The following is a 12,324-nucleotide window of genomic DNA, read 5'->3' as shown; positions in this document are numbered from 1 at the left end:
GAAAGGTATTAGGGCACCCGTATGGGTGTACTTGTCGTTAGAGTTGAATGAATTTGTATTAAATAGGAAGCCAAGCCAATGGCTGAAACTGACATTGCTATGCCAGAGTCGACGACTGTTGACTCACGCCCAGCATTTGCAATTGTAGAAGAGCTCAAAACCAAATTTGGTGAGAACTTTTACGTGCAGGCAACTTGTGAAGAGTTTCCAACTGTCTGGGTTGAGCGCGCACGCGTGCAAGAAGTCCTCATGTTCCTGCGTAAAGTGGAACGTCCTTATGTCATGCTGTTTGACTTGTCGGCGATGGATGAGCGTTTACGTGTTCATCGTGACGGTTTGCCAGCATCTGACTTTACCGTGTTCTATCACCTGTTATCGCTAGAGCGTAACAGTGACATCCGTATCAAGGTTGCGTTAAACGAGAATGATCTGAACATTCCAACTGCAACCAATATTTGGCCAAATGCCAACTGGTACGAGCGTGAAGCCTATGACATGTTTGGTATCAATTTCGAAGGGCATCCAATGCTCCGTCGTATCTTGTTGCCAACCTACTGGGAAGGTCATCCGCTACGTAAAGAATATTCTGCACGTGCGACAGAATATACGCCGTATATGCAGAACCAAGCCAAACAGGATTTCGAACAAGAGCATCTGCGTTTTGTACCGGAAGATTGGGGTCTAAAACGTGGCAATGCTGATGAAGACTTCATGTTCCTGAACTTGGGTCCGAACCACCCATCTGCGCACGGTGCGTTCCGTGTGGTTTTGCAGTTGGATGGTGAAGAAGTTAAAGACTGTGTGCCTGATATCGGTTATCACCACCGTGGTGTGGAAAAGATGGCTGAGCGTCAGACCTGGCATTCTTTCATTCCTTATACCGACCGTGTGGATTATCTCGGTGGTTGTGCGCAAAACATGCCATATGTGATGGCGGTTGAGCAGCTTGCAGGCATTAAAGTGCCTGAACGTGCACAGGTCATCCGTGTGATGCTGAACGAATTGTTCCGTATTAATAACCACTTGTTGTTCTGTGGTACGGCGATTCAGGATGCTGGTGGTATGACGCCAGTTTTCTACATGTTCGCAGACCGTCAAAAAGTCTATGACATCGTTGAGGCGATCACTGGTTACCGTATGCACCCAGCTTGGTTCCGTATCGGTGGTACTGCACACGACTTGCCAAACAACTGGCAAAAACTGGTGCGTGAACTGCTCGAATGGATGCCAAAACGTCTGAACGAATACTATACTGCGGCATTGAAAAACTCGGTGTTTATCGGTCGTACCCGTAATGTTGCACAATACGATGCAAAATCGGCATTGGCATGGGGTGTCACTGGTACTGGTTTACGTGCAACAGGTATTGACTTCGACGTACGTAAATACCGTCCGTACAGTGGCTATGAAAACTTTGATTTCGACGTTCCAGTGGAATACGAAGGTGACGCCTATGCGCGTGTCTTGGTGCACTTCCGTGAAATCACCGAGTCATTGAAGATCATTCAGCAGTGCCTGGATAACATGCCATCGGGTCCTTATAAAGCGGATCACCCACTGGCTGTTCCACCACCGAAAGACAAGACATTACAAGATATTGAAACCTTGATTACGCACTTCTTGAGCGTTTCTTGGGGTCCTGTCATGCCTGCAGGTGAGTCATCCTTCATGACTGAAGTGGTGAAAGGCGCGAGTACTTATTATCTGACTTCTGACAAGTCGACCATGAGTTATCGTACCCGTATCCGTACACCGACCTTCACGCACTTGCAGCAAATGCCTTCCGTGATTAACGGCAGTCTGGTATCTGACTTGATCATTTATTTAGCGACCATTGACGTGGTTATGGCTGACGTGGATCGCTAAGGGGTAAAAGCATTATGATGATTTTGACTGATAAAAAGCCACGCGTGAATGTTGAAGGGATTTTGACTGCGGACGAAATTCATGAAATTGAACATCACATTGGTCACTATCCGTACCCACGTGCGGCATCGCTAGATGCCTTGAAGTGTGTACAACGCCGTAATGGTTGGGTAGATGACGCGCAGCTGAATGCGATTGCACAACTGTTGACCATTAGTGTTGCGGATTTAGAAGGTGTTGCTACTTTCTATAACCGTATTTACCGTCAGCCGGTTGGCCGTCACGTAATTCTGTTGTGTGATTCGATTGCCTGCTTCCTGATGGGTGCGGAAACTTTGGCTGAAGCATTCCAGCGTGAATTGGGGATCCAGTTCGGTCAAACCACGACCGATGGCCGCTTCACTTTGCTGCCGATTTGCTGTCTAGGCAACTGCGACAAAGGTCCGACTTTGATGATTGATGAAGATACTCACGGTTTGGTTGAAGTGACATCAATTAAACAGTTACTGGAGAAGTATGTATGAATACCGAACCAAAACCAATTTATGGTGACGGTAACCCAGAAACCCATCCATTAACCTGGCGTTTGAGCAAACAAGAACATGTGCGTAGTGCGGACGATTATGAAGCACTAGAAGGTTATGCAGGCTTCAAAAAAGCCGTGACCATGCCACCGAAAGATGTGCTTGAAATTATTAAAGCGGCAACGGTAAAAGGTCGTGGTGGTGCAGGCTTCCCAGCAGGTATTAAATGGTCATTGATGGCACCGAATGACAACTCAGGTCCTCGTTACCTGATTTGTAATGCCGATGAAATGGAACCAGGAACCTTCAAAGACCGTTTGTTGATGGAAAAACTTCCACATCAATTGATCGAAGGAATGCTGATTGCGGGTTATACCCTTGAAGCAACTCATGGTTATATCTTTATCCGTGGTGAATACATTGAAGCAGCGCAATATTTAAATGAAGCGCTTGAGCAGATCCGTGCCAAAGGCTACTTGGGTGAAAACATCCTAGGCACTGGCTGGAACTTCGAAATGTATGTACACACCGGTGCAGGCCGTTATATCTGTGGTGAAGAAACCGCATTGATTAACTCGCTTGAAGGCCGCCGTGCCAACCCGCGTACCAAACCACCATTCCCGCAGGTTGCAGGGGCTTGGGGTCGTCCTACGATTGTCAACAACGTAGAGACCTACAATAACTTGCCAGCGATTATGTTGCGCGGTCCTGAATGGTATATCGGTTTGTCTGCGGGTAAATCGAAAGATCCAGGCACCAAAATTTATGGTGCATCAGGCAAGGTGAAATTCCCGGGTCTATGGGAATTGCCATTTGGTACTACAGCACGTGAAGTGATTGAAGAACATGCTGGTGGTATGCGCGATGGTTTAAAACTCAAAGCGTGGTTGCCAGGTGGTGCATCAACAGACTTCTTGGCTGCTGAACACATCGACCTTCCAATGGATGCGGAAAGTATCATGAAAGCAGGATCACGTTTGGGGACCTGTTTGTTGATGGTTGTTGATGAAACCCAATGTATGGTTTCAGCAACCCGTAACTTAGAAGAATTCTTTGCACGTGAATCATGTGGCTGGTGTACACCTTGCCGTGATGGTCTGCCTTGGGCCGTGAAAGCGTTAAAAGCGCTGGAAAATGGTGAAGGAAAACAGGAAGATATCGATCATTTACAAGAACTGACTCGTAAATTATGGATTGGTAAAACTTTTTGTGCCCACGCTCCAGGTGCGATGGAACCACTCATGGGCGCACTCAAACATTTCCGTGGCGAGTTTGAAGCAAAAGTCGTAAATGCGGCCGCTCAAGCTAGCAACGTAGAACAAGCTTAAGGAATTCGACTATGGCTACCATTCATGTCGATGGAAAATCGTACGAAGTCAATGGCTCGGAAAACTTGCTGCAAGCATGTTTGAGTCTGGGCATCGACATCCCATATTTTTGTTGGCATCCATCCTTAGGTTCTGTCGGCTCTTGCCGTCAATGTGCTGTGACCCAGTACGCAAACGCAGAAGATACGCGTGGTCGTTTGGTCATGTCATGTATGACACCGGCATCTGACAATACCTATATTTCGATTGAAGATAAAGAAGCAGTGGATTTTCGTGCTTCTGTGGTCGAGTTCTTGATGACTAACCACCCACATGACTGTCCAGTCTGTGAAGAAGGTGGTCACTGTCATTTACAAGATATGACTGTAATGACACAGCATGACCGTCGTCGTTACCGTTTCACCAAGCGTACGCATTACAACCAAGAACTGGGTTCGTTCATTGCACATGAAATGAACCGTTGTATCGCATGTTACCGTTGTGTCCGTTACTACAAGGACTATGCGGGCGGTACAGACTTCGGTGTGTATGCCAATGCGTCACGTGTGTATTTTGGTCGTCCGGAATCAGGCACCTTGGAATCAGAATTCTCCGGTAACTTGACCGAGATCTGCCCAACAGGCGTATTCACTGATAAGACTCACTCTGCACGCTATAACCGTAAATGGGACATGCAGTATGCGCCAAGCGTATGCCAAGGCTGTTCTTCAGGTTGTAACATCTCTCCAGGTGAGCGTTATGGCGAGTTGCGTCGTGTAGAAAACCGTTTCAACGGTGAAGTGAACCAATACTTCCTGTGCGATAAAGGCCGTTTCGGTACCGGTTATGTCAACCGTGAAGATCGTCCACGTCAGCCGCAATTCCGTAGCAACGGTGTAGTTGAAACAGTATCGGTTGATCAGGCATTGGATCAGGTGATCGCCACAATTCAAGGCAAAAAAGTCTTGGGTATCGGTTCGCCACGTGCCAGCCTTGAATCGAACTATGCACTTCGTGAATTGGTCGGTCAGGACAACTTCTCAACCGGTATGGCTCAAAAAGAGCAGAGCCTAGTTGAGCTTGCAGCGTCGATCATGCAAACCGAGGGTATTTACAACCCCAACATGCGTGAAATCGAGAGCTATGATGCTGTGTTGATCTTGGGTGAAGACTTAACCCAAACCGCACCACGTATGGCCTTGTCTGTTCGTCAAGCAGCGAAAAACAAAGCCAAAGAAATGGCAGCTGAACGTCGTACGCAAGAATGGTTGGCTGAACCTGTTCAGCGTATTGGCCAAGATGCAAAATCACCAATCTACATTTTGGCGGCAACACAAACCCGTCTGTCTGATGTGGCAACCGGTGAAGTAGTTGCTTCTCCAAATGACATCGCTCGCTTGGGCTTTGCTGTTGCAGCAGCCGTGGCAGGTGAAACCGTGCTTGGTTTGGATGATGATGCAAAAGCCTTTGCTCAAACCATCGCAGATACGTTAAAAGCAGCGAAAAAACCATTGGTGATTGCTGGTACTAGCTTACAAGATCCAGCGATCATGGAAGCGGCTGCACAGTTGACCCAAAGCTTGGGTGCCAATGCAGGTTTAACTCTGGTTGTTCCGGAAGTGAACTCAATGGGCTTGGCATTGCTCGGTGGTTTAAGCCTAGAACAGGCCTTTGCACAAGACTATGACACGCTGGTGATCGTAGAAAATGACCTCTTCCGTCGTTTACCTGCATCACAAGTACAAGCTGCATTGAATAAAGCCAATACCGTGATTGTATTGGATCATTCTGAAACTGAAACGGTTAAAGCAGCAGACATCGTACTTTCAGCAGCAAGCTTTGCTGAGGGTGACGGTACGGTAGTGAGCCAAGAAGGCCGTGCACAGCGTTTCTATCAAGTGTATGACCCAAGCTATTACAAACCTGAATTGGCGATCAAAGAATCTTGGCGCTGGTTGCATGCCATTGAAACCGGTATCCAGGGTAAAGCGATTGACTGGACTGTACTGGATGACGTGATCGAATCTGTGGTGCGTAATGTACCGGTTCTTGAAGCCATTCAAGATGTTGCACCAGATGCGGGTTACCGTGTTCATGGCTTGAAAATTGCGCGTGAACCACGCCGTTATTCAGGTCGTACTGCGATGCGTGCGCCATTGTCGATTCATGAGCCAAAACAACCGACCGATCCAGACTCGGCATTGACGTTCTCGATGGAAGGTTATGTGGGTCCAGAAACCAAAGCCTCACTGGTTCCATTTGCATGGGCACCGGGCTGGAACTCTCCACAATCTTGGAACAAATACCAAGATGAAGTGGGCGGCCATTTGAAAGGTGGTGATTCAGGTATCCGTTTATTTGACCGTCTACCAAAACGTCCTGCACGTTCTTATGTAGCACCAAGTGCGGTTGTAGCAAATCCAGCAAGTTTCCGTCTGGTTCCAATGCACCACATCTTTGCATCTGGTGAATTCACGATCAAGACTCCAGCTATGGAATCACGTATTCCTGAAGCGGTGTTCGCAGTGGGTGAACAGGATGCAACTCGTTTGAATCTGAAAGATGGTCAACGCGTGACAGTGAAAGCCGGTGACACCACTGTGAGCCTTCCTGTACAAGTGATCGAATATTTACCTACAGGTTATATTGGTTACCCAATTGGTTTAGCACCAACGGTTTCTCTTGCTGAGCCTGTATCAGTAGAAACTGCGGTAGGAGTGTAATCATGAATGAATCTTTACGCGTTCTACCAGAATGGGCAACAGGTTGGGAAACGACATTCCTGGTCGTACAAGCGATTGTTGTCCTCTTAGTGGTGGTACTGGTTGCTGCATTGATGTCGTTCATTGAACGTCGTCTACTGGCATGGTGGCAGGACCGTTACGGTCCGAACCGTGTGGGTCCTGGCGGTATGTTCCAGATCGTCGCGGACATGTTGAAAATCATGTTCAAAGAAGACTGGACACCAAAGTTTGCCGATAAATTAACTTTCCGTTTGGCACCTGCTGTTGCGATGGCAACTGCAGTGCTCTCATTTATGGTGATCCCGGTATCACCATCTTTGGGTGTGGCGGATATGAGCATTGGCCTATTGTTCTTTATGGCAATGGCTGGTATTGCGGTCTATGCCGTGCTGTTCGGTGGCTGGTCTTCAAACAACAAATACTCACTGTTAGGTGGTCTGCGTTCGGCGGCTCAAACCATTTCGTATGAAGTGTTCTTGGGTATCTCGCTCATGGGCGTGGTCGCGATTGCGGGTTCATTCAATCTGCGTGAAATCGTTGAAGCGCAACGTGATGTTTGGTTTGTTATTCCACAATTCATCGGCTTTATGATTTTCGTCGTGGCAGGGGTAGCGGTCACGCATCGTCATCCATTTGACCAACCGGAAGCGGAACAAGAATTGGCCGAAGGTTACCATGTCGAATACGGCGGTATGAAATGGGGGATGTTCTTCGTTGCCGAATACGTCAACGTGGTGCTGATTTCTGCCTTGATCGTAACGTTATTCTTTGGTGGCTGGTTGGCACCATTCAATATTGAAATTCCGTTTGTTCCACCAGTGTTCTGGTTCGTGATTAAAACAGCATTCTTCGTGATGATGTTTGTCTTGGCGCGTGGTTCTTTAATGCGTCCACGTTATGACCAGGTCATGAACTTTGGTTGGAAGATTTGTTTGCCACTGGCGCTTGTCAATTTGTTGGTGACTGGTGCTGTGATTCTTATGAATCAAGCGGCCTAAGACAGCAGGGAGAACAGAATGTTTAAGTTTCTAGCTGGAGTTGGGTCCGTTGTACGGTCATTGTGGATGGTTTTTACCCACGTGACACGTAAACGTGACACCATCCTTTATCCAGAAGTGCCAGCCGCTGAAATCGTACCACCACGTTACCGTGGTCGTATTATCCTGACGCGTGACCCAGATGGCGAAGAGCGTTGTGTGGCTTGTAACCTGTGTGCGGTTGCTTGTCCAGTAGGCTGTATTTCATTACAAAAAGCAGAAAAAGAAGATGGTCGTTGGTATCCGGAATTTTTCCGTATTAACTTCTCACGTTGTATTTTCTGCGGGATGTGTGAAGAAGCATGTCCAACGACTGCGATTCAGCTGACTCCAGATTTCGAGTTGGGTGAATATGTTCGTCAAGACTTGGTCTATGAAAAAGAAAACTTGCTTATTTCAGGTCCAGGTAAATATCCAGACTATAACTTCTATCGCGTAACCGGTATGGCAGTTACAGGTAAGGACAAAGGTCAAGCACAAAAAGAAAGTGCACCTGTGGATGTACGGAGTTTATTACCATGATGTGGCCATTTTATCTGATGGCTCTCGTGGCCATTATCTCGACTGTTCGTGTTGTGACTAACACGAATCCAGTCCATGCATTATTGAGCTTGATTGTATCGCTGCTTGCTGTAGCGGGTATTTTCATGATCGTGGGTGCACCATTTGCTGGTGCGCTTGAGATCATTGTGTATGCCGGGGCAATCATGGTGTTGTTCGTGTTCGTGGTGATGATGCTGAATTTGGGGCAGCAAACCGTCGAGCAGGAATCGAAATGGTTGAATTCTTCGGCGTGGGCTTATCCAGCCTTGATGAGCTTCTTGTTAGGCTTGGTCTTGGTTTGGATGCTTGGCTCAGACTATACCGTTGCGGGTCTCACTTTGGGCAAAGAAGTGATTGGTCCTAAAGCCGTTGGTCAAGCACTCTTTACACACTATTTATTATTGGTTGAAGTTGCCGCAATGTTGTTACTAGCTGCGCTAGTAGCGGCATACCATCTAGGTAAACGTGAACCAAGTGCAGAAGAGGAAAAAGAATAATGGGTAATATCCCTTTAGAACATGGTTTGATCGTTGCAACCATTCTTTTTGCACTCGGTTTTTACGGTGTAATGGTGCGACGTAACCTTTTGTTTATGTTAATGAGCCTTGAGATCATGATGAATGCTGCTGCGTTGGCATTCGTTCTGGCAGGCAGTGCCTGGGCACAACCGGATGGACAGATCATGTTCATCCTGATCCTGACCTTGGCTGCAGCAGAGGCATGTATTGGTCTTGCGATCGTCCTCCAGTTCTACCATCGCTTCCATCACCTGGATGTGGATGCTGCTAGTGAGATGCGCGGATGAGTTATTTATATTTAACAGTATTATTTCCGCTAATCGGTTTCCTTTTATTAGCGGCAGGGCGTGACAAGCTGCCTGAAACAGTGGCAGCGATTATTGGTGTGGGTTCCGTTGGTCTTTCAGCACTATTTGCGCTGATCGCCGGTATGGACTTCGTTAATAATGGTTCAGTGACGCACGTTCAACATCTTTGGACGTGGTTCAATGTCGGTGGTTTTGCACCTGCATTCAGCTTGCACCTTGATGGCTTGTCCTTATTGATGATGGGCATGATCACTGGTGTTGGTTTCTTGATCCACATCTTTGCCTCTTGGTATATGCGTGGCGAAGAGGGCTATGCGCGCTTCTTCTCTTACTTCAACCTGTTCGTAACCAGCATGCTGTTATTGGTGCTAGGTGACAACTTGGCGTTGTTGTTCCTCGGTTGGGAAGGCGTAGGTCTGTGTTCATACCTATTGATTGGTTTCTACTATTCAAATCCTGCGAATGGATGGGCTGCAATCAAAGCATTTACCGTGACCCGTATCGGTGACGTATTCTTGCTGATTGCCTTGTTCTTGCTTTACCAACAGTTTGGTACCTTGAACATCCAGTACATCGTAGAAAATGCAGCGACCGTGATGACTCAAAGCTCATCGCTTTCCATCTGGACAGCGTTGATGTTGTTCTTGGGTGCTGCAGGTAAATCAGCGCAGATTCCACTGCAAACCTGGTTGGCTGATGCAATGGCTGGTCCAACACCAGTTTCTGCATTGATCCACGCAGCGACCATGGTAACTGCGGGCGTATATTTGACTTGCCGTACTTACACCGTGTTTGAAATGGCACCTGAAGTCTTGCAGTTCATTGCGATTACTGGTGCAGTGACTTTGCTGGTTGCAGGTTTTGCGGCGTTGGTACAAACCGACATCAAACGTATCTTGGCTTACTCAACCATGAGTCAGCTGGGTTATATGTTCATGGCGGTTGGTGCTGAAGCGTATCAAGCGGGTCTGTTCCATATGCTCACTCACGCATTCTTCAAGGCATTGTTATTCTTGTCTTCAGGTGCGGTGATTCTGGCTTACCATCACGAACAGAACATTTTCAAAATGGGTGGTTTGTTCAAGCGTAATAAATTCCTATTTGCCTGCTTCGCGATTGGTGGCGGTGCACTTGCTGCGATTCCGTTTGTTACCATCGGTTTCTTCTCGAAAGATGCGATCTTGGGTGCAGTTTGGGCACAAGGTCAAGCCGTTGCTGTGTATAACAGCTTGTACTGGGTTGGTGTTGCGGGTGCATTCTTAACTTCAATTTATACTTTCCGTTTGATCTGGGTGGTATTCTTCGGCGAAGAAAAAACCCATTATCACGAAATCAAGGGCGTTACTTATTGGGGTCCTCTTGCGATCTTGGCGGTACTTTCAACTGGTCTCGCATATGTGTTAAAAGCGCCGGTAGAAGCGATCCTGAATTCGGCTAAAATCCCAGCATTTGTTATTCCTGAAGCATTAGAAGCAGGCGTACATACGGCTGAATATACTGCTGTTGGTATTGCTCTTGCAGGTCTTGTGGTCGGCATCATTCTGTTTGCTTTTGCCTACAATGCAGTGAAGAGCTTTGCTCAAACGTCATTGGGTGCAGGCCTTGCAAATATTTGCCGTAATGCACTTGGTTTTGATGCACTGTATAACATCGTGTTTGTTCAACCTTATTTGCTCATCGCGAAGATCTTGGGTCGTGACCCAATTGACGGTTTGTGGTTGGTATTACCAGCACTTGTCAAAGGTGGCAACAGCTTTACCAGTTCACGTCAAACGGGTTCGTTGCGTGAATATGCTTCAAGCATGTCATTTGGTGTCGTCGTTCTACTGATGATCTTGATCGTGATTCAGGTAGTGGGGAAATAAAATGGAAAACAATTTGATTTTACCCGCGCTGATCCTCGTTCCGTTCATTGCAGGTTTTGTATGCTGGTTGGTCGACAAGGTTGACCAACATCTCCCTCGTTGGATTGCCTTGATTGGTATGCTCGTGACTTTGGGCTTAACCATTTCATTATGGCAAAGTGGTAACTTTAATTATGAGTTGGGACAAAAAGTTCCAACCTGGTCGGCTGAATTCTATCTACCATGGATTCAAACTTTAGGGATTAACATCCATCTTGCGCTGGATGGCCTTTCTTTACTCATGGTGGGCTTGACTGCATTACTCGGTGTACTGGCAGTAGGCTGTTCATGGGGTGAGATCCAGAAGCATGTGGGCTTCTTTCACCTGAACCTACTTTGGTCATTGGGTGGCGTGATTGGCGTATTCTTGGCGATCGACTTGTTCCTGTTCTTCTTCTTCTGGGAGATGATGCTGGTTCCAATCTACTTCTTGATCGCCCTTTGGGGTCATAAGGGAGCAGATGGCAAGTCACGTGTATATGCAGCGACCAAGTTCTTCATCTATACACAAGTTGCAGGTCTGATCATGCTGATCGGTATCCTAGGTCTAGTGATCTATGGTTACATGATGACCGGTATGATTGGCTTCGATTACAACTACTTGCTAGGTGTAGCGAATACGCTTGATGCACAAGTTCCATCAGTCGCGTATGCCTTGATGATCTGTATGTTCATCGGTTTTGCAGTAAAGCTTCCAGTGTTCCCGCTACATGGCTGGTTACCTGATGCGCATGCACAGGCACCTACCGCGGGTTCTGTCGACTTGGCAGGTATCCTGATCAAGACAGCGGCTTATGGTTTATTACGGTTTGTCATGCCATTCTTCCCGGCGGCTTCTGCGCAATTTGCGGACATCGCGATCATTTTTGGTCTGATCGGTGTGTTCTACGGTGCATGGTGTGCTTTCCAGCAAACCGACATGAAACGCCTCTTGGCTTACACGTCAATTTCGCACATGGGCTTTGTACTGCTTGCGTTGTATGCAGGAAACATCCTGACCTATCAAGGTTTGATGATCATGATGTTGGCGCACGGTCTGTCTTCCGCAGCATTGTTCATCATGTGTGGTCAGATCTACGAACGTGTTCATACCCGTGACATGCGTTTGATGGGCGGTATGCGTGGTCAGTTTGGCTATCTTGCATTCTTCTTGATGTTCTTTATCTCTGCATTAGTTGGTATTCCGGGTCTAGGTAACTTTATCGGTGAATTCCTGATCTTGATGGGTTCATTCGCGAAGTTCCCAACCTTTACCATCATTGCTGCAGTTAGCTTAGTGTTTGCTGGTTTGTACGGTTTGATCCTGATCCATCGTGCTTTGTTTGGTACACCAAATGAAGAGCAAAAACAGCATCATGCTAACCCGTTAAAAGATCTCAATGCACGTGAATTGGGTATCCTACTGATTTGTGCGTTTGGTTTAGTCTGGCTTGGTCTCTACCCACAAACCTTCCTTGATGTGTCTAACTCAAGTATGGCGTGGTTAGCGAATAGCTACATTCCAGTTCAAGAAGTAGTTGAAGCGGTACAACAAACCGCAACTCAACTCGAAAATGTGGAGATCCAATAAGCC

10 protein-coding genes are annotated in these 12,324 nt (G+C 47.1%); all 10 read left to right on the top strand.

Going from position 1 to position 12,324, the window contains the following annotated elements:
• Positions 1-78 precede the first annotated feature (78 nt).
• The 10 genes from nuoC to nuoM are packed head-to-tail and all read left to right on the top strand — an operon-like array spanning position 79 to position 12,321.
• Positions 79-1,866, top strand: coding sequence for an NADH-quinone oxidoreductase subunit C/D (nuoC, locus tag PGW99_RS08785; protein WP_273777301.1), 1,788 nt, complete (start codon positions 79-81; stop codon positions 1,864-1,866).
• Positions 1,867-1,880: 14 nt separating this feature from the next.
• Entirely contained in the window at positions 1,881-2,390 is a 510-nt protein-coding gene (nuoE, locus tag PGW99_RS08780) for an NADH-quinone oxidoreductase subunit NuoE (RefSeq protein WP_273777300.1), read from the top strand.
• Positions 2,387-3,718, top strand: a complete 1,332-nt coding sequence (nuoF, locus tag PGW99_RS08775; protein ID WP_273777299.1) for an NADH-quinone oxidoreductase subunit NuoF — start codon at positions 2,387-2,389, stop codon at positions 3,716-3,718. Before nuoE ends, nuoF begins: the two co-directional genes overlap by 4 nt.
• A gap of 11 nt (positions 3,719-3,729) precedes the next feature.
• Complete coding sequence (gene nuoG, locus PGW99_RS08770; RefSeq protein ID WP_273777298.1) at positions 3,730-6,420, top strand: NADH-quinone oxidoreductase subunit NuoG; 2,691 nt, start codon at positions 3,730-3,732, stop codon at positions 6,418-6,420.
• Positions 6,421-6,422: 2 nt separating this feature from the next.
• Complete coding sequence (gene nuoH, locus PGW99_RS08765; RefSeq protein ID WP_273777297.1) at positions 6,423-7,439, top strand: NADH-quinone oxidoreductase subunit NuoH; 1,017 nt, start codon at positions 6,423-6,425, stop codon at positions 7,437-7,439.
• A gap of 18 nt (positions 7,440-7,457) precedes the next feature.
• A complete protein-coding gene (gene nuoI / locus PGW99_RS08760) occupies positions 7,458-8,000 on the top strand; it encodes an NADH-quinone oxidoreductase subunit NuoI (protein ID WP_273777296.1) in 543 nt (180 codons plus the stop codon).
• Complete coding sequence (nuoJ, locus tag PGW99_RS08755; protein ID WP_273779486.1) at positions 8,000-8,518, top strand: NADH-quinone oxidoreductase subunit J; 519 nt, start codon at positions 8,000-8,002, stop codon at positions 8,516-8,518. The genes nuoI and nuoJ overlap by 1 nt, the downstream gene beginning before the upstream one ends.
• Positions 8,518-8,826, top strand: coding sequence for an NADH-quinone oxidoreductase subunit NuoK (nuoK, locus tag PGW99_RS08750; RefSeq protein WP_004987386.1), 309 nt, complete (start codon positions 8,518-8,520; stop codon positions 8,824-8,826). The genes nuoJ and nuoK overlap by 1 nt, the downstream gene beginning before the upstream one ends.
• The gene (gene nuoL / locus PGW99_RS08745; protein WP_273777295.1) at positions 8,823-10,712 is read left to right on the top strand and encodes an NADH-quinone oxidoreductase subunit L; all 1,890 of its coding nucleotides are present in this window, start codon (positions 8,823-8,825) and stop codon (positions 10,710-10,712) included. The genes nuoK and nuoL overlap by 4 nt, the downstream gene beginning before the upstream one ends.
• Before the next feature lies 1 nt (position 10,713).
• Positions 10,714-12,321 carry an NADH-quinone oxidoreductase subunit M gene (gene nuoM, locus PGW99_RS08740; RefSeq protein WP_273777294.1) on the top strand — a complete coding sequence of 536 codons (1,608 nt, stop codon included), beginning with the start codon at positions 10,714-10,716 and terminating at the stop codon, positions 12,319-12,321.
• The last annotated feature ends 3 nt before the right edge of the window (positions 12,322-12,324 follow it).

The sequence above is a fragment of the Acinetobacter sp. GSS19 genome (assembly GCF_028621895.1).
Classification (GTDB): domain Bacteria; phylum Pseudomonadota; class Gammaproteobacteria; order Pseudomonadales; family Moraxellaceae; genus Acinetobacter.
This window is presented reverse-complemented; position numbering and strand designations above follow the sequence as displayed.